Consider the following 18022-nt stretch of genomic DNA (forward strand, 5'->3'; position numbering starts at 1 on the left):
GCCCCAACGAATACGAACGCCGACACCACACCGCTAAACTCACGCTCGCCGCGTGATCAATAACCGCGTGCCCACCATCACGGGGGAAGGCCCACCTGTGGGAGGCGGAGGAAGACCGGACCGCCGACATGATGGAGGCCGCGCTGAACGATGTGCCCTGAGAGTGCTCTCTGAGGGGCGGCAGGCCCCGAGTCCCCTGGTCACGGTTTTGGCCTTGCACCCTGTGCGGGGCCCCTCCGCGCATCATCTGCGGAGAGCGTCAAGTTGCGTCGCGGACCAGGCAAAATGCCGTTTGTTGGTTTTGGTTGCCGTTCAACCTGCGTGAGGCCGTTGTGCCCTCCGGATGGGGATGGGTTCTGTCGCGGGCCGTCACCACACAGGCCCCGCCCTGATTCGGCACATCCATGGCGGGCGGCAACGCATTGCTTTGGATGAGGAGTTGGTCGACAGCCCGTCTCCGTCTAGTGGCCCGTTCCTTCATGCACGCCGACGGACGGATCGTGGCGGAGACCGGGAAGCCGATTCCGGAAGTGACTGAGGACCTGGGCATCCACCCGGGGACCCTGCGCACCTGGGTGTCGCGAGCTAGGCGCAACGGGTCGTCGTCGGACCGGCCGGCGGCAGAGTCGTCGCCCGGCGGTCGTCTGCGGGAGAGCAAGCGCGCTGAGCTGGAGCGGCTGCAGGCCGAGGCCAGGTGAAGGACAAGCGCATCCGCGAGCGGCACGCCCGACCCGCGGCCTCGGATGGCGACGGGCCAGGGCCGGTGGCAATCTGGACAACACCACCCTTCGTGTTCGCAGGAGGTGGAGCATCCGTGCAAAGCCACACGTCGCGCACCGGAAAGCTTCTAAGCACTGCCGCCGCTGCCGCCCTGTTGGCCATCCCCTTCCCTGTCGTGGCGGCCCCGCCCGCGGCGGCCGTGGCTTGCGACTCGGCCGCCGCCAACCGGGCCCCGACCGCTGGGACGGCCGCCCAGGCGAGGGATTCCGTGATGTGCCTGATCAACGCGCAGCGCACGCAGCGCGGGCTGCCTTCCCTCACTATTAACCAGGCCTTGACGAACGCAGCCCAGCAGCATGCTGTCGCGGCCGTCCAGCTGAAGTGGTGGGGACCGGGCCAGGACCCGCACCGCAACCCCCAGACCGGCTCGACACCGCAGAGCCGCATCCAGGCGGCCGGATACTGTCCCAACCCCCGCTCGTGGGAGTTCAGCGAGATCACGTACACCGGGTGGGGAGGATCGGGAACTCCGCAGGCCGCCGTCAACTGGTGGATGAACAGCCCCGGCCACCGCGCCATCATCCTCAAGCCCCCCCTGAGCGATATGGGCCCGTGGGCCCAGCCCGGCTCGGCGGACCGGGCCGGGGCCTCGTCGCCCAGCGCCGGCACCTACGTCGTGACGTTCGGACGCTGTCAGCGGTGAATCCCCCATCGGCTGTCGGCGACGAGGCGTTCGTCCGCTTGCGAGCGTCGTACGGACCCGGCACGACCGAGGGCGCCTTCCATCGCAGCAACGTCCTCGTGCACGTTCGCTACGCCGTCGCTACGCCCGCACCGACACCGAGACCGCGAACAGCCCGGACGGGGCCGTCGAGGCTGCCACAGAGGCTGCCTCCCGCGCCTCTGGACGAGAGAGCCCGCAGTCTTCGGGTGCATGGACCGAGGGTCTCGATGGTCGGTCTGTGACGACAGACCTGGAGACTCGCCAGCCATTTTGGTTCACGGACCGCGACGGCCAGTCATGGACCCGCGACAACGATTCTGGCAATCTTTGGCAGGACGACAACGGCGACGCGCCAGGATGGATGAACGTCGAATCGGTGTTCAAGGGATTGCCCGTAAATAAGCCCGTCGTAGTGTGTGGCGCCAGCGGCAGCTAGCAGCCCATCTCTTTCCGTGCTGTTCACGAAGGGAGACATCGTCCCCGATCCCCTCACGCGGAGCGGGCCGTCCATTGCGATACGTGCCCGCCGCCACGAAGGCATCGAGGCGATCATTCAGGTGGGAGCGGATCTGGCCCCCGCCCGCGTCGGGCCCGTGGGGACATCGGCCGCCCTTTACCAACGCGGCCCACAAGGGTGGCTTCACCCTTTGCCTCACCGGGCACACGGCCAGTGAGACCCACGGAGGTACCGAGATGAGCGCCGGAGAACGGGCCAAGGCAAAGGCCGAACAGATCGTCGGAAAGACCGTGCGGACGGCGGCCCACGCGATGCACAAGGAAACCCTCGCGGCGAAAGGCGCCGCTCTCGAAGCACGAGGCAAGATGCGGGGCACGAAGGAACAGACCAAGGGCTCCTTCAAACGCTGAGCGCGCTGCCGGAGGCTTGAACCTGCCCTGCGGCCGCCAGGCGGCCCCACAGCAGGTCGGCCAGGCTGTCGCTGCGGAGGTGGTTCACATGATCGAACCCAGCGGGCAGCACGAGGGTGCACATGGGCGCCCACGTCGAAGCCCGGTAGCTTGTTTGGAAGATCGCGTACCTGGATCTGGGCTGACCGGCCGAAAGGCTGACCTCGGCGTTTCCGGGGCGTTGGCTGACGTTCCCCGTGGGTCCCCGCTCGTCACCGCCCGATCGGGCACGCAGGGGGCACGTGTGGCTTCTCTCTGCTCTACCTGGATCGCCAAGGCGTAGTCATCGGCCTGGCTGCCGTTGGGTAATTTCCTGCAGCAGCCAACCATTGCCGTCAGGGTCGCTGAAGGACGCATAGGAGGCATAAGAGGTTCGGTCGGGGTTAGGGCCGGCCAGCCGCTCCTGGCCGATACCGTCGTGGACGGCATCTCCGCCCTCGTGGCCGTGGTGGAGAAGCCCTCCGGCGTCGTGAAACACCTCGCTCACTTTAATGCCGCGTCCGACGAGTTCCGAGCGTGCCTGCTCGACGTCCGGGACGATGAGGTATAGGCCCTGGACTGAGCCCGGCGCGGTGGCGATGAGCCGGGTGGCGTGAAATGCACCAACCGGTAGTCGCCGCTGAACGTGTTGTCGACGTCCAAGCGGAATCCCAGGGTCTCGTAAAAGCTCTTGGCCCTGTCGACGTCAGAAACCGGCAGCACTATCACCTCGAGCTTTAGGTCCATACCCCTCACCTCTTGATCGGATCCCGGGAGAATGACATATCAATTGAGTAGGTGCGACCTGAGACCCGGTGCGGGCAGAGGGAAACCTGGGAAGACGGCTGACGTACTCCCTGCCAGTGTCCCGCGCGCGTAACTGTTGTGCATCTGGGATACCGCTTCGTCCCGTGTACAGGCCGGACTTAAGCGCCTGACCGGGGGCGTTGCTGTCCCACCGGCCAGTAAGTCCCAGTGAACCGCGCTTACAGCGCTGATGCTCCGGTCGCCTTGTCACCCTGTTCAAAAAGGTTGAAAGCGGCCCTATGTCGGACCGTGTGCAGTCGGGTAGCCAATCAATCTACCACTCCCGGCGGATAGGCCTGCAGTGTGCCTCGAAGAGGTGGAGTCTATTATCGGGTAGGTAAAGACTTTGGGGCGCAAGAAAGGCAAGGCGTCATGCACTGCTTTGACTGCATTCTGGAGAGTCGAGCTGGGCTCACCGTACCCAGCCCGGCTGTTGCTGCCGGTGTATGTGCTCGCTGCGGAGCCGGCATCTGTGGCAGGCATGCGCATGTCACGGTAACCCCGCTTTCCGCATCCTCTGGTGGCTCCGAACCAGCACCCGAAGCCAGGCGACTAACTTGCGGTACCTGCTACGAGGCTGAGCGTGCTAGCGCCGGCCAAGCGTAAGCGTTGCACCGCAGTTTGGCCTGCGTCGCTGCTGCGCTCTGCGCGCTAACTTGTCCACGCTGACAAAGTCGACACCCGGGCCTGCACCCCCCAACTCCCATGCCGTACGCCGTCTACTGATCACCGGCCTCGCCGAAAACGTGCGACACCCGTTTTAGGAGTTCGATCCGCGGACGCTCTGATCCACTGCCGCCTGCGCTATCCAGCGCACGCCTGCCCGCTGGACTCCAGGTCTATTCGCCAACGTTTGTCGGCGTACTCCTCTGAGTGCTCCGCCAAGTACAGACAAACGTGCACCGCTTGGTGGTCGGCGTGATGGTCGGCCGTGTGGGGGTCTTGCCGGGGGCTGTCATGATCTCGATCATGGACGAGATCACTAAGGTTCTGAGGCGGGAGTTCGACGCGGAGGAGGAGAGCTTCCTGCTCCGGCTGCGTGGGGATCTGGAGTGGGACCGGGCTGCCTTCACCCGGCTGGAACAGGCGATGCGAGCCACATGCGAGCGATCCCAGACCGACGACAAGCTTGATCGATGGGTCGCCGAAGGGTTCTATGAGGTCGCGACCTGGGTTCCGTCGTGGACGTCACATCCGAACCTCCCCAAGCCGGCGCCCGATGCCTACTTCGAAGACTGCATCGAGCGAATCAGGGATCTTGCCAACTGGTACTTCCGAGGCTGGCACGACTACTCCGAGGGGCATGTCTGGGCTGACCTGTAAAGACTCCGGGGAAGCTTGGTCAGGCCGCACCGTCCCGGTCACGTTCGATGGCGGCGAGCCGATTCTCGAGCCGGTAGCTGGGACCGTTGATGGAGATGACGTCGCAGCGATGGAGAGGGCGGGATCACAGCTCCCTTGGGGAGGATCTCGGCCCGCAGCCCCGCGCCGATCAGCGGCGCGACCTCATCGACCACCCGCCGGTACGGATGCCCGTTGGGAGCCCTTCGTGGCGGCGCGACCGGCGTCTCGCCCGACAGGTACTTGGCGACCGTGCGCCGATTCAGACCTGTCTCCTTCGCGATCTCCCGCAGGCTTATTGCACCGGACTCGTACAGGCCGCGAAAACGCCTCAGCTCCAACCAGCGCGGATCCAAGACCACCGTCGCCGTCCACCGAACTTGAACAGGACGACTGAAGACTCGCGCGACACCAATCTCACCGCATCAAGAATGGTGCACTTTCATCCGTACGCAGTGGTGCACGTTCACTTGTACGCCGACAACGTTGATGTCAGCGATGGATGTCAGCAGGCCGCGCTGCATCAGGGCTGGGGTCCGGCACTTTCACGGTCCCGGCGAACAGGTCGACGTCGGACAGGACGAGCACTGGCGGGCGCGGCAGCCGGGCGCGGTGCTGATGGGCTTCGGCCTGCCCAAAAACGATCCCGAACAGACGGCAACCGGCACCGTGCCGGCCGGCGGCGGGCGGGTGACCTTCGAGATCGGCATTGACCTCCCGCCTGACCGAACCCGTCCTGCTCGGCCTGGCCGTCCTCGCCGTCCGCAACCGCGTCAAACGCTGACCCAGCACTCCCCCGGCCACCTGCAGGAGGCACTCGCCCTCGGTCCAGCCCGTCGGTCAACCCCGCAGCCGCCGCCCGGCCGCTTCGCGCCTCGCCCGGGAGTACCTCGGCTTCCCGGGCAGCACTGCGGCCCAGGGGCTGCACGAGGTGCGCTCCAGAGCATCCGCACCATCTTCGTGCTCGGGTCGCATACCGTCTGAACTGCTGAAACCCGATCTGCCGCCTTGGTTCAGCACACCGCCCAGGAATCGCAGGAGGGCTGGATCGGTTCTCTGGCGGTATCGCATCCCTGCCCAGGTCAGGTTCGCGACACGGGATCAGGCACGCGAGACATGTCTTCGTCTGGCTGGGGCCCGTGTGGCGCACGGGCCCCAGCCGGGCGTTTTCGCGGCCCTGGTTCGGGCTATGAGGTGGGCTGCTCCAGGAGCCAGGTGATGACAGCCCGGACGGTGCCGGAGACGGCACCGCTCAGCGCGGCGACGATGGTCGCCGCCGAGTCCTACCCCAACCCCCGCGAGGTCACGGCGAACGGCGTACTCGGGCTGCTGACGTCCGCGTACGAGGGCCGGGAGCCGCGGAGCGAGGTCCTTCAGTAACGGCAGGGTGATTCCGCGGAGTCGGCGGGCAGCAGGCGGCGGACGGTTTGCAGCCGGGCGGCAGACGACGGGGCGGCACGGCCGGGGGCCGGTCGGTCCGCCCTATCCGCGTCCGCTGATGCCGCGTCATGTCCGTTTACAGCCAGGTTGGTTGAGCGGTCGACGACTCTTCGGGTCGTTCCGGGCGGGCGTGGCACACATCACCCCGGCGGGTGCCGAAACGCGAGGCGGGGCTTCACGGGTTCATGACACCCTCACCTCTGGTTACCCGTCGGTAATCCCGAGTCGCCCCCCCACCCCCTCAAGGACTGAACTTGCATATCCGCAAGCGGGCCTCGCGGGCCGTCGTGCCCGCGCTCGCCGCATCCGCCCTCTTCCTCGCCGCCGGCTGCTCCGCCAGTCCCGCGGAGCCGTCCTCCCGTGCCGACCACGCACGTCCCGCCGCGGCCTCGGCCTCGGCCTCCGCCGTCCAGGACGCCGGGCGGCCGCTCGCCGTCGCCGCGGCCCCCGAGGCGGCGGCCACCTCGACCGCCGTCGCCCGTCCGGGTGAGCCGGGCGGCCGGGCACAGCGGGCCGCCCTTAAGGTGGCGTCGTACGACAGCAAGACCCGAAGAGCCGTCATATCCCGTGTGGCCCAAAGTGTGTCGGGCGGAAAGGGGACGCAGCCCCCGTCCCCGTCCGTCGGGGCCTCGGCCGAGCCGCACGGCACGGCCGTCGGCGACGTCATCGCCAGTGCCCCGGTGCCCGGCGCCCCCGACGGCCTCCTCGCCCGGGTGACCGACGTGATCGGCGAGAGCGGTGAGGGTACCGAGGTGCAGACCGCGCCGACGACTCTGGACACGCTGCTCGGTGACGACGACGCCAAGGGCTCCGTCCCCGTCGACCCGGCCTCCTTCGACATCGAGAAACTGCTGCCGGACGTGCGGGTCTCGTGGGCGAAGGCCGGAGACGTCCACGTCGGCCCCGAGGGGGCGAAGGTTCCGCTCGGCAGCCTGCGCATCGACGTCGGCGCGAAGGTGGCCACGGCGCCCGGGGCGCCTGCCTCGGCGTCGGCGTCCGTCTCCGGATTCGTGCAGGTCGCGCCGGATGTCGACTTCTCCTACGGCGGTGGCGCGGCCGACTCGGGGCCCGGCACCGCCTACCTCGGTGTCTCCGGCGACTGGGACGCACAGTGGGCGGTGAGGGGGCGCGCCGCCGCCTCCGCGCAGCCCCGGCGGGTGCCGTTCGCGAAGCTGCACGCCGACCCCGTCCTCCAGGTCGGCCCGATCCCCGTCGTGGTGAACCTCGATCTGACCTGCTACTTCCAGATCGGCGCCGACGGAGTCGTCACGCTCGACGTGGAACAGCATCTCAAGGGTGACTTTAAGGCCGGAGGTGCCTTCGGTCCCGCCCGGGGGTGGACGCCGGTCGACGAGTCGCACATGACGAGCAGTCCGGTGCGTACCTCCGTCAGTGCGGCGGGACGGGTGAAGGCGGCCCTCGGCGCGGAGGCCAGTGTCGGCCTCTACGGCGCCGTCGGTGTCACCGCCGACCTGGCCCCCTACCTGCGGGGCGAGGCCACGGGCTCGGCCGGCACCACGACCACGACGGGATCCGCGGTGAAGACGGAGGCCACCGCCACGGGCGCCTGGGCTCTCTACGGCGGTGTCGATCTGACCGGCACCCTGCGGATGCAACTGTCCGTCTTCGGCACGCCCGTGTTCCAACGCGCCATTCCGCTGGGCGCGTTGAACCGTGAGTGGAAGCTCGGAGACGGTCACGTGTAGTTCCGGCGCCCGTGCCCCGGCAACTTGCCCGACGGGCACCACGGTGGCGAAGTCGGGCAAGACCTGCCACGCCTCCTGCCTGAAGCAGGCCCAGCAGGCCGGCACCGGAAAGCAGCAGCAGTCCGCACCCCCGCAAGGGAAGCTGCGGAAAGGCCACCGCCATGCTGTGCCTCCACCTCCACAACGCAGGTCTGGGAACCTGGTCGTACGTGAGGGGCATCCAGAGCCGTTCCGGAGCAGACCTCCGCACACACGCCTGGGCCACCCGCGAAGGCCTCGTCCTCGACATCACCGGCAGCCAGTTCACCGGCCACCCGGACATCTGGCTGGGCGAACCCGACGACTAGTTCGCATCTTGGAATGGACGGCCCCGACCGGCCTCGTGGAGCGAGGACTTGAATACCCATGAGGGGCAGGGATACCTGCTGGTGAAGCAGTATCTGTGACCCTCACCAGGGTTCACAGCGTGGTGCCCTGCTTCTCCCTCGAGAACCCTGCCCACGCCGAGTCGGCCGGGTCCGGAAGCCTTGCCGTCCGCATGCTGGTCGCAGCGTTCGCTGGTCGTCCGCGATGCCGGCCCACCCGGACGCAACAGCGTGGGACGCACGACCACCGGGCCGGCATCCTCACTGGTCTGCTCGCCAGCCGGTAAAAGTGCCCGTCGAGGACGCCGGACCCGCCGCCACCAGCAGGGAGATCACCCCGGAGAACACCGTGCCGGTCGCTTTGGGCATGTGGAGCGCCAACGTTCGAAGGCGCGCCGACAAACTCACCACCGAGTGCCGGGCTGACCTCGGCCAACTCGGCATGTGCTGGTGAGGTCGCTGTCCCGGCCCGGACAGTCACACAGGTCTGGTGAGCTTCGGGTAGGGCCGGTAGTGGGCGACTCCTGCGTAGGACATCCCCAAGGAGACAGTGAGGATCTTGGCGTCGAGTTCGTCTGCGAGAGCGAGCAGCCGTGTGGAGCGCAGGATGCGCGGCAGGAGACCGACGGGCGCGAGGCTGTCGCGGACGTGGGCGGCGCCGGCCGGTCCGTGGTGTGTTCGGGTGAGCCGGGCCACGAGCAGGTGGGGGTTGTCCGTACCGAGTCGGCTCTGGTGCTCCTGACAGCGTTGCAGCGCCGTCCAGGTCGCACTGTCCAGTGGGAGATGCACTGATCTGCCGGGGAAGCGGACGCTGTGGCGAACGGGGTCGATGTCGGCGTCGGTGAGCTGGCGCAGCTCGGTGATGGTTGCTGCGTGGAGGAGGGCGGCGAGGCCGATGAAGGCTTCGTGTGGATGGAGGGTCTGGTTGGTGGCCCACCGTTCGTCCAGGGCGCGCTGCCGGGCTGGAGTGAGGGTGGGGCCGTGAAATCCCCTGTGCTGCACGGCAGTTATTGCCTCTGTGGGGTTGTCGAGGATGACTCTGGAGTGGTGGGCGTGGGCGAAGAACTGACGCATGCCTGCGAGGTGGGAGGCGCGGCGGGCCGGGGCCAGGGCGAGGAAGGATTCCAAGTCGGCGGTGGTGACGGCGGCGCGGCTCGTGCATTCGACCGAGGAGAAGGAGGCTCCGCCCAAGAGCCTCAAGGAGATGTTCCGCGGTGCCCTGGAGGCTCCGCAGCCTCGCGAGAAGCCCTGGGCCCCCGCCGCCGGCTACTGGCTCTCACGGGGGAGGCGCCGAGCGGCCTCCCGGGGCTCACCGTTCCGGCCTCGGCCGGGCTGCTGCTCCTCAGGTACAGGACCGGAGGAATGGGATGAGAGCCGCGTTCACCTCGTCCGGACGCTCCTGCTGGGTCCAGTGCCCGCAGCCGGCGAGCTTCACCGGCTCGCGCCGCAGACTGGGCATCAACCGGGGCAGGCGCTCGATGAGTTCGGGCGTGCCGGGGAAGGCGGGGACGAGATCGCGGTCGCCGTAGATGTAGAGGGAGGGCGGGGTGACGACCGCGGCATCCCAGGGTGCGGTCAGCTCCCAGTTGCGGTCCAGGTTGCGGTACCAGTTCAGGGCGCCGGTGAAGCCCTCGGAGAAACTCTCGGCCAGCGCGTCGAGATCCTCCTCAGTGAACCACTCGGGCTGTGCCTCCGGTTCCGGCATGGTCGCGAGCCAGCCGCGTTCGGGGTCGACCAGCGGCTGCCTGTCCTCGCCGGAGCCGGGAGCGTCACCGGAGGCCCAGTGGAAGAACTTCCGCAACGCGGTCCGCGGGTCCCGTCCGAACTCGGCGTCGGCGACACCGGGCCGGGCGAAGTAGTTCCAGTAGAAGCGACCGCCAAACCTCTCCTCCATGGCGACCAGCGGCGGCTGCGTCCCCCGGAAAGGGGGCGGCACGCTCAGACCCGCCACCCCGAGCACCAGGTCGGGGCGCAGCAGCGCGGTGTGCCAGGCGACCGGCGCGCCCCAGTCGTGCCCGACCACGTACGCCCTCTCCTCGCCCAGCGCCCGGATCAGGCCGACCACGTCGCCGACCAGGTGGAGGATGGTGTACGACGTGACGTCCGCGGGGCGGTCGCTGCGTCCGTAGCCCCGCTGGTCGGGAGCGACCACACGGAACCCGGTCTCGGCCAGCGGGCCGAACTGGCGGTGCCAGGAGTGCCATGACTCGGGGAAGCCGTGCAGAAGCACCACCAGCGGGCCGTCGCCCTGCTCGGCGATGTGCAGCCGGACGCCGTTCACCTCGACCATGCGATGCTCGACCATGGTCACGAGAGTACGGGCGCGATCTTCTGGGCACGTGCGTGTCGCGAGCGCGGGACCCGCGTGTCGCGGGTGCGGGGGTTCGACGGCCGGGAGGGCCCGGACCGTGCCCGTCGCCGACAGAGGATCAGTACACGTCACGGACGTGGCGCTTGTCCGCGGCCAGGCGCCGTACGCGCCGCACGGCCTTCGTCGGCGTCCTTGCCGCCGTGCGCGGCGACGACGGGGTGCCTCAGGTACGCGGTGGGCGCAGGGTCGCGGGGGTGGGGCCGGCGGGGCGGACGGTGATGCCGTGCTCCGCCTTCTCGGGGACGGAGTCGAAGGCCGGAGTGTACGGAAGCAGGTGTTCGAGGAGCACGGTCGCCTCGCGGAGCGCGAACTGCATGCCGAGGCAGGCACGCGGGCCGATGCTGAACGGGAAGTAGGCGCCCGGGTGGGCGGGCCGTCCGCCAGGCGCGAGGAAGCGCCGCGGGTCGAAGTGCTCGGGGTCGGGCCACAGTTCGGGATCGCGGTGAGTCAGGTACGGGCAGACCAGGATGTCGGTGCCCGCCTCGACGGTGTGGCCCGCGAGGACGTCGGTGTCGGCGTTGTGCACCAGGATTCCTGGAGCGCTGGCGCAACCTGGCGCAGAACGCGTCATTAAGGGGGCCGCCGTGGTCCAGTGCTGGTGCGACGGATGCGGCACGCAGGCGGTCCGTGCTCAGCCATGCACGGGGTGATCGGCCTGCGATCGCGGTTCCCGTGCTGGGCCATCGACCGGGGCGAAGGTTCCACGACAGCCCCCGGCCGCGGACAGGCCGGCAGCACAAGCCGACGTATCAGCTACATCATCCGATGAGAGGTGGCCGCGGTACAACCATCGGTGCCGGTGGGAAGTCTGTTCACTGTCACGCAGCACGTGATCAAGCGGGTAGCCCGCCGGACACGGGGTTGCGGGCCATCATTCTGGTTCGTGGACGCCGTCGGTGTCCGCGGTGAAAGAGGGGGTTTGGGTGCGTCACTCAGTCAGACTTGCCGTGGCAGCGGCCTTAGCGGCCTGCCTGACCGGCACTCTGGTGGCCGTTTCGGGCGACCAGGCCGTCGCCGCTGAGTCCAAGTTGGCCGACGACTTCAATGGCGACGGATACCGCGACCTGGCCATCGGTATGCCCGAGAAGACGATCAGCGGGAAGAAGGGCGCCGGTGCTGTTCTGATCACCTTCGGCTCCGCTCACGGTCTGACCGGCAAGCACGTCTACATCACGCAGAACTCCACCGACATCCCCGGCACGGCCGGGGATCAGGACTTCTTCGGCAGCAGCCTGGCCAGCGGCGACATGAACCGCGACGGGTACGCCGACCTGCTGGTCGGCAGCGAAGGAGATGCGTCGCAGAACGGCTCGGTGACCGTGTTGTGGGGCGGCGCCTCACCGTTCCGCAGTGCCCTCGCACTGCCCTCGGGACCGTCGTATCCCGGCCGCATGTTCGGCGCCGGCATCGCCGTGGGTGACTTCACCGGCGACTCCCGGCCGGACATCGCCGTCAGCGGCCAGACATCCCTGCGGCTGTACTCCGGCGCGTTCACCCGCACCAAAGCCCCGGCCGGAAGTGACGTGACCGACGCTGATGGCACCGGCAGCTGGAACCTCGCAGCCGGCGACTTCACCGGCGACGGCAAGGACGAACTGGCCGTCGTCCAGCAAAAGACCACCCTCGTCTACGGCCAGGCCCTCGGCACCACCGACCCTGGCTCCTTCACCGCCCAGGCTCGGCTCGCCGGCGGAGACCGCGTGGCGGCCGGAGACCTCAACGGCGACGGCCGCGACGACCTCGCCATCGCCCTGTCCAACCCCCGCCTCGACCCTAACGGACTGGCCGATCCCAGCCACGGCTCCGGCTACATCACCGTCCGTTACGGCGACCCCGACATCGACGGCGGTCTCGCCCCCTCGGGCCGCATCTACCATCAGAACACCGCCGGTATCCCCGGCAGCAACGACAAGGAAGACGAGTTCGGCGCGGCAATGTCCATCGCCGACATCAACGGCGACCACCGCGCAGACCTCGCCATCGGCATCCCCTACAAGACTGTCGGCCGAGCCTCCAGGGGAGGCGACGTGCTCGTGCTGCGCGGAAGCGCCGGCGGGCTCACCACCACCGGCGCCGCACGCTACTCACAGAACACCCCCGGCATCCCCGGAAGCGCCGAGAACAACGACACCTTCGGCTCCCAGATCCACCTCGCCGACTTCAACCGGGACGGCAAGGCGGACCTCGCCGTCTCCGCCCCCAACGAAGACCACGGCAACGGCGCCCTCTGGCAACTACGGGGCACCCGCACCGGCGTGAGCACCAGCGGCGTCAGCGCCTTCGGTCCCAACGAGTATGGCGTCTCCTCTGGCTCCCGCATCGGTGAAACCCTCCTCGGCTGAGGTCTCGTGAACAACACGTCGGGCTCCCGTGCGCCTCTCTCAGCCCAGGCGCCCGGGAGCTGACGGACTCACGGACGCGCGGGCGCGCGTCGATGAGCCCGTGCCCGGATCCGTACGCCCACACGCGACCTGTACGCGATGGGTGCACTCGTGCAGCCCGGCCGTCCCACGTACGCCATTGGGAGGTACGGACTGCCTCAGGCCGCCGCCGGATCAACTGATCGCGGTCACGTGGGGCGGCTGCTTGGTCAGCCAGGATAGACACGGCCCCGGACCATCGATGCGGGGACCGGCGCCTGCAGGTGCAGGCCGGTGCGGCGGTCTCGGGGCGGCCGGTCATGAGGGCTCCGGTGTGGCCGGGGGTCGAGCGCGGCGGGGGCCTTGACCTGGCGGCCGACCTCGCCGCGGTCCGCCGGCGCACCGCCCACGCCGCTGCCCAGCGGCGCACGGACCGGTCAGGCCGCCGCGGCCATGGGCGCTCGCTGGAGTCCCACGCCTTCACCCTGCTCGCACGGATCAGCTCTCGACCGCGGCGAAGCGGCAGGGCACGCGGTAGGGCCAGCGAGCGGTAGGACGGAGCACGGCACGGCTCCACAAAAACTGAGCCAGAGCCCCACTTGGCTCTGGCTCAACTTCTGTGATGTTGCTCCCGAGCCAGGAACGCGGCAAGCCTCGCGCCTGGGTCGTCGGTCAAGTGGTGCTCGGACCGTCCGGTCGGCCAGGTCGAGATTCCGTAGCCCATCCACCGTGGCACCACGTGGAAGTGAAGGTGCGGCACCGACTGTTCCGATCCCAGACCGCTGGCGCTCAGGATGTTGACTCCGGAGGCGTCCAAGGCGCTCCTCATGGCCCCGGCCACGCGCTGGACCAATGCCATCGTTGCAGCGAGGACGTCGTGCGGGGTATCGAAGACGTCCGCGTAGTGCTGTGTGGGAATCACGAGAGTGTGCCCGGGCGCCAAAGAATCCAGCGGGGAGAAGGCGCAGGTCACGGCCTCACGAGCCACCCAGTGCGCAGCGTCTTCACGTATGAGTCCACAGAAAGTGCAGTCCACCGGCTGAGCCTGCCACAGGCGGCAGGCAGCTCGCCCTGCAGCCAACCGCTACCGGCTCACAGAAGTTGAGCCAGGACCCCAGTTTCGACAGCACCCGGTGGCCTTGAAGATTCGAACGGCTCGGTCTTCGGGCCAGTGCATGGCACTCGTACGACCGGCCCGGCACCCGCCAGCGGCGCCGCCGCGCGGACCTCTTCTCCGACCGGCAGTGGATCCGCTTTCTTCCGGCGAGGTGCTGGCGCCGCGCGCGTTGCCTGATGGCCCGGCAGGCTGCATCGATCGCGCATAGCGGTGCCGCAGGCGCTCTGTCGGCATGCAAGGCAGCGGGTGTGTACTGGGGGGTGCCGCATTGAGGGGGGAAGTATGCCGCGAACGCCGGATTCGGGAACACCTGAGTCAGATCAGGAGGAGGAGCCCTGGCTGGGCAGTGACAAGGTCTCCGAGCTGTGGCAGGTACGTGCGCACTGGCTGCCGAGCGTCGCTTCTCTCGCGGATGTCCGCGTCCGCGAGTACGGCGGGGAGAGCCGGGGCAGGGGCACATGGGGGGCGGCGCTGACCTTTTACGACTATCACCCCGGGGATGCGCGGCGAGCCGCGACGGCTATCGCCGAAGGTCGCGTCGACATTCCGTCGGTCTGGCGCCTCAACACTCGTGCCGGTCGGCTGGCGGAGCACGGGGGCCTATTCGCGTTCCGTTGCGGCTGCTTGGTCCTCCTGGCCTTGGTCCTCAGCAGCATTTGGATGCTGGTCCATGAACTGGCGTCTTCCTGAGTTGGCGGGCAGCGGGTCCAGGTCGTCCGGGCGGGGTGAGGCGGATACGCGGGCATGGCACCTACTCGCGACTACCCCCTCCTTAAATCGAACAGTCCTTGAAGCAGCAGCTGCTGTACTGGCGAACACCTGCTGCCGGAACTCAACTCACGAACATAGCCAGCCCGGAGGCTGGGTCTGGGATTTCCTGGTGCCCCAGCATGCTGCGGCGGCCGACTTGGCCGTCTGCGCGTGGCCGTCTGCAGGGCTTGGGCTCAGTCCAGGAGGGCGAAGTTCAGAAGCCGTTGTCTTTCCGAGAGTGGCGGGTTCATTTCCGCTGGTCAGGTGTAGGGGTGGTGTTTCGGCGGGAGGGACGAGGTGTCGTGTCGTCTCTTCGGTGGAGGTGCCGGGGTGCCGTCGGTAATGGGGCTGCTGGAGGAGCGTGAACGCACCGCTCGGCAGCGGGTGGAGGCTCTCCAGGCCGAGCTGCGGGAAGCGGAAGCGGTGTGGGAGCGGCTCGTGATCGCCCGTGAGACGGTGGGCGAGGTTCTGGCGGAGCCTCGCGGAGGCGAGGACGTGGCGCCGGTCGTGGTGGTCGGCGAACGGTCGGTGCAGGTCAGGCAGGCGGTGCCCGGCTCAGTGGTGCCGCACTGGGAGGAAGGGCTCGCCCCGGCGGTTCTCGCGCCGGACTACCAGCGGATCATGGACGTACTGGTCGGCGGGAACGGGATGCGCGGGGAGGTGATGGACTGTCGTCAACTCGCGGCCGCGGTGGGACTGGAGCCGGTCCCGGCGAAGGTGGAAGGGGTGCGGTCGAAAGCCAAGCGGCTGGCCGCACGGGGCTGGCTGGCGGAGGAACGGCCGGGACTGTTCAGCGTGCCCGTCGGGCGAGGCGGCGGCTCATGACCATGCTCATCGACCAACGGATCACCGCCTCCGAGGTGTCGGTGCGCGTCTCGTAGTCACGGGCCAGTCGGCGTGAGCGCATCAGCCATGCGAACGTGCGCTCCACCAGCCATCTCTTCGGCAGCACGGTGAAGCCGCTGGTGTCATCGCTGCGTCTGACCACGGTCAGCGCGACGCGCAGGACGCCGCGGGCGAAGTCGACCAGGCGCCCGGTGTAGCCTCCGTCAGCCCACACCCGCGTGACGCGCCAGTGCCGCTCGCGCAGCCGGACCAGCAGTGTCTGCCCCGCGTCCCGGTCGGTGACCGAGGCCGCGGTCACCATCACGGCCAGCAGCAGTCCGAGGGTGTCCACCACGATGTGCCGCTTGCGGCCGTTGACCTTCTTCCCGCCGTCGAAACCCCTGGTCGCGGCAGGCACCGACGCAGCTGCCTTCACCGACTGCGCATCGATGACGCCGGCCGTCGGCTCTGCATCCCGGCCCGCGACCACACGGACCCGGTCGCGCAGCCGGTCGTGGAACTCGGCGGTCAGGCCCTTGTCCCGCCAGCGCCGGAAGAAGGCGTAGACGCGGTCCCATGCGGGGAAGTCCGCGGGCATCGCCCGCCAGGTGATGCCGCCCGCGACCAGGTAGCGCACCGCGTCGACCATCTGCCGGTGGCAATAGCTCTCCGGCTGCCCGCCGCGGCCCTCCAGCCAGCCGGGAACCGGCATCGCCTCGCGTACGACGGCCCACTCCGCGTCGCTCATGTCCGACGGATACTTCGATCGCCTGTACGGCCGGTCCCCGGCGTTCCCGAACCGGTGAGCGAGGCAATCACACTCCAGGGAAGCCGAGTTGGACGACATCGACGCCGGCACGCAAGACTGCAGCACCAGGGGCCTCCTGTTGCTCGGTCGGATTCGACACCCACGAGCTGTGCGGGAGGCCCCGCTCTCATGCCCGGCCAGCCAGAAGATCACCCGACCGAGTCGACGATCTCGAACTCACGCCCACCAAGATCGATAGAGCAACAGCTTCTCAGGTCGACGAGGATGTCTGCGAGGTCGATCTCTTCGTCGGAGCAGAATGTCCGCAGGCCCTCCCACATCTCGTCCAGGCCTTCCAGCGCTCCGGACATGAGGGAGAGTTGCCCGCGCTCCTCGTCCCATTCGTCGGCGTGGAGGTAGACCATCTCTGCTGACTCCAGCTCGCGGCAGACACTTCGCAGTGTCTCCCGGTCGGTGGAAAAGCGGCGCAGCACCAGCTCGAAGTCGGGTGATTTCTCGGTGACGACGAGGACCAGCAGTTGGCGCGCCATACGGGTCAGGCGCTTGATCCGCTCGGCGAAGCGGTTGATCAGATCGACCAGACTCCGTTCTTCGTCTGGCTCCAGGCCGGCGTCCTCCCAGTCGAAGAAGCGGCGCATGGTGACGGCCGGACGTACGCGGGTGCGTTGCAGGGTGTCGTTGAACTCGCTTTCGATGTTCTCCACCGCGTACCGGTAGGTGGCCTCGTGGCGCTGCTTGACTGCCCGGAGGTAGGCGACGGGGTACTGGTCGCGCGTCTCCTTGCTGTCGATCTCGTCGTGGTGCTCACCGCACAGCAGCATCAGGTTGTCGAAGCTGCGCAGGTCCTCGACGTCGTTGCCGTCCCAGGCTTCGTGGCGGGCGCTTCCGGGTTCCGCTCCGATGATGTGGGCGACCTTTCCGACCCAGGCGCCCTCGTCGGTGACCAATCGCGTCGTGCAGTTCGGATCGCCCCAGGCGCATACGTTCCCGGAGAACGCCCACAGCTTCCGGGCGACGCTGGGCAGCGGGTCTTTGCGGTTCTTCTTCGATCCGTCCGCGCGTACGCCCACTGCTGGCCTCCCCCTGGTGAAGTCGTCTCCCCTCGCGCAGCCTAGCTGACCTCTTTGCCCCGGGCTGGGCGGCTGATGACCGTAGGCGGTCCGCGCGTTATCGGTGCGGTGGCCGCCGCCCGGGCTGGCCGGTGTCCAAGCCCTGCTGCTGGCGCAGAGGTGAGGTAGGAGGCAGGAGGGCGGCGCGTTCAGCCACGGTGCGAGCCCTCATCTGTTCCACCGCTTGTTCCACTCGACAAAGGTCACGACCGGAGCCGGGTCCTCGCCCGCGTACTCGGCTGGCAGATCCAGCTCCAGGTCACGGGTTCGCCGACGATGATGTCGCTGGGATCAAGCACGTATGCCGTCAAACGTGACGCACGCGTGCGGATAGGCCCGGAGGTAGAACGCCAGCTTCGCGGTGAGGTTCGCGGCGGCATCGTCGCGCTCCAGGCTGCTCAGCGGTTTGCCCTGGGGAACCGCGATGCGGACTGTGGTGCCGGGCTCTTCCCGGGTCGGCTGGGTCTCTTGGATGGGAGCTGGGGTGGATGGTGGGTTGAGGAGGCAAGCGGGTGCGGCTTGGCACGGGCTGTACCAGTGCTTTACGGCACCACCAGGCCGCAGGCCACGCCTGTGCAGTAGCCTCCCTGCGGAGGGGTGCCATGTCTGCATGGATCATGTTGGGCTCCGGCTGCTTTGTGGGCCTTCCCCCGTGATGGTGGGCACGCGGTTATTGATCACGCGGCGAGCGTGAGTTTAGCGGTGTGGTGTCGGCGTTCGTATTCGTTGGGGC

17 protein-coding genes and 2 pseudogenes are annotated in these 18022 nt (G+C 68.4%); 11 read left to right on the top strand and 8 right to left on the bottom strand.

Annotated elements, in window-relative coordinates:
- Positions 1–479 precede the first annotated feature (479 nt).
- From ACFY01_RS46060 to ACFY01_RS46075, 4 genes are all read left to right on the top strand, one after another.
- A complete protein-coding gene (locus tag ACFY01_RS46060; protein ID WP_390741772.1) occupies positions 480–698 on the top strand; it encodes a transposase in 219 nt (72 codons plus the stop codon).
- A 293-nt stretch (positions 699–991) separates the two neighbouring features.
- Positions 992–1423 carry a CAP domain-containing protein gene (locus tag ACFY01_RS46065; protein ID WP_390741773.1) on the top strand — a complete coding sequence of 144 codons (432 nt, stop codon included), beginning with the start codon at positions 992–994 and terminating at the stop codon, positions 1421–1423.
- Between the two features lie 259 nt (positions 1424–1682).
- Complete coding sequence (locus ACFY01_RS46070; RefSeq protein WP_390741774.1) at positions 1683–1880, top strand: hypothetical protein; 198 nt, start codon at positions 1683–1685, stop codon at positions 1878–1880.
- 257 nt (positions 1881–2137) lie between these two features.
- A complete protein-coding gene (locus ACFY01_RS46075) occupies positions 2138–2311 on the top strand; it encodes a hypothetical protein (RefSeq protein WP_199840890.1) in 174 nt (57 codons plus the stop codon).
- A 322-nt stretch (positions 2312–2633) separates the two neighbouring features.
- Here the strand turns inward: ACFY01_RS46075 and ACFY01_RS46080 are convergent.
- A pseudogene (locus ACFY01_RS46080) lies at positions 2634–3076 on the bottom strand (VOC family protein).
- 1029 nt (positions 3077–4105) lie between these two features.
- Here ACFY01_RS46080 and ACFY01_RS46085 point away from each other — a divergent pair.
- Positions 4106–4459, top strand: a complete 354-nt coding sequence (locus tag ACFY01_RS46085) for a hypothetical protein (protein ID WP_390741775.1) — start codon at positions 4106–4108, stop codon at positions 4457–4459.
- Between the two features lie 122 nt (positions 4460–4581).
- On the opposite strand, the pseudogene ACFY01_RS46090 reads toward ACFY01_RS46085, so the two are convergent.
- Positions 4582–4839, bottom strand: a pseudogene (locus ACFY01_RS46090) (IS21 family transposase); the annotation flags it as partial.
- Between the two features lie 856 nt (positions 4840–5695).
- Here ACFY01_RS46090 and ACFY01_RS46095 point away from each other — a divergent pair.
- The 4 genes from ACFY01_RS46095 to ACFY01_RS46110 all read left to right on the top strand — a co-directional run bounded on the left by ACFY01_RS46095 (position 5696) and on the right by ACFY01_RS46110 (position 8442).
- Entirely contained in the window at positions 5696–5857 is a 162-nt protein-coding gene (locus ACFY01_RS46095) for a hypothetical protein (protein WP_390741776.1), read from the top strand.
- A 320-nt stretch (positions 5858–6177) separates the two neighbouring features.
- Positions 6178–7623 carry a hypothetical protein gene (locus ACFY01_RS46100; RefSeq protein WP_390741787.1) on the top strand — a complete coding sequence of 482 codons (1446 nt, stop codon included), beginning with the start codon at positions 6178–6180 and terminating at the stop codon, positions 7621–7623.
- A gap of 209 nt (positions 7624–7832) precedes the next feature.
- Complete coding sequence (locus ACFY01_RS46105) at positions 7833–7970, top strand: hypothetical protein (RefSeq protein ID WP_390741777.1); 138 nt, start codon at positions 7833–7835, stop codon at positions 7968–7970.
- 307 nt (positions 7971–8277) lie between these two features.
- A complete protein-coding gene (locus ACFY01_RS46110) occupies positions 8278–8442 on the top strand; it encodes a hypothetical protein (RefSeq protein ID WP_390741778.1) in 165 nt (54 codons plus the stop codon).
- A gap of 23 nt (positions 8443–8465) precedes the next feature.
- Here ACFY01_RS46110 and ACFY01_RS46115 read toward each other — a convergent pair whose 3' ends face one another.
- The 3 genes from ACFY01_RS46115 to ACFY01_RS46125 all read right to left on the bottom strand — a co-directional run bounded on the left by ACFY01_RS46115 (position 8466) and on the right by ACFY01_RS46125 (position 10885).
- Positions 8466–9188: a hypothetical protein gene (locus ACFY01_RS46115; protein ID WP_390741779.1), complete on the bottom strand. Its 723-nt coding sequence runs from the start codon at positions 9186–9188 to the stop codon at positions 8466–8468.
- A 142-nt stretch (positions 9189–9330) separates the two neighbouring features.
- The gene (locus tag ACFY01_RS46120) at positions 9331–10293 is read right to left on the bottom strand and encodes an alpha/beta fold hydrolase (RefSeq protein WP_390741780.1); all 963 of its coding nucleotides are present in this window, start codon (positions 10291–10293) and stop codon (positions 9331–9333) included.
- A gap of 229 nt (positions 10294–10522) precedes the next feature.
- Positions 10523–10885, bottom strand: a complete 363-nt coding sequence (locus tag ACFY01_RS46125; RefSeq protein ID WP_390741781.1) for a cytochrome P450 — start codon at positions 10883–10885, stop codon at positions 10523–10525.
- 421 nt (positions 10886–11306) lie between these two features.
- Here ACFY01_RS46125 and ACFY01_RS46130 point away from each other — a divergent pair, with 421 nt between their 5' ends.
- Complete coding sequence (locus tag ACFY01_RS46130) at positions 11307–12701, top strand: FG-GAP-like repeat-containing protein (RefSeq protein ID WP_390741782.1); 1395 nt, start codon at positions 11307–11309, stop codon at positions 12699–12701.
- Positions 12702–13329: 628 nt separating this feature from the next.
- On the opposite strand, the gene ACFY01_RS46135 is transcribed toward ACFY01_RS46130, so the two are convergent.
- Complete coding sequence (locus ACFY01_RS46135) at positions 13330–13755, bottom strand: HIT family protein (protein WP_390741783.1); 426 nt, start codon at positions 13753–13755, stop codon at positions 13330–13332.
- 1161 nt (positions 13756–14916) lie between these two features.
- Between ACFY01_RS46135 and ACFY01_RS46140 the strand changes: the two genes are divergently transcribed.
- Positions 14917–15411 (top strand): hypothetical protein, encoded by a 495-nt coding sequence (locus tag ACFY01_RS46140; protein ID WP_390741784.1) that lies wholly within the window; start codon positions 14917–14919, stop codon positions 15409–15411.
- Here ACFY01_RS46140 and ACFY01_RS46145 read toward each other — a convergent pair.
- Together ACFY01_RS46145 and ACFY01_RS46150 are read right to left on the bottom strand one after the other, a co-directional pair.
- Positions 15377–16159: an IS5 family transposase gene (locus ACFY01_RS46145; RefSeq protein ID WP_390741785.1), complete on the bottom strand. Its 783-nt coding sequence runs from the start codon at positions 16157–16159 to the stop codon at positions 15377–15379. The genes ACFY01_RS46140 and ACFY01_RS46145 overlap by 35 nt on opposite strands.
- 209 nt (positions 16160–16368) lie before the next feature.
- On the bottom strand, positions 16369–17250 hold the full coding sequence (locus ACFY01_RS46150) for an HNH endonuclease (protein WP_390741786.1): 882 nt from the start codon (positions 17248–17250) through the stop codon (positions 16369–16371).
- Positions 17251–18022: the final 772 nt, after the last annotated feature.

It is taken from the genome of Streptomyces sp. NPDC001480, from assembly GCF_042894725.1.
GTDB lineage: Bacteria > Actinomycetota > Actinomycetes > Streptomycetales > Streptomycetaceae > Streptomyces.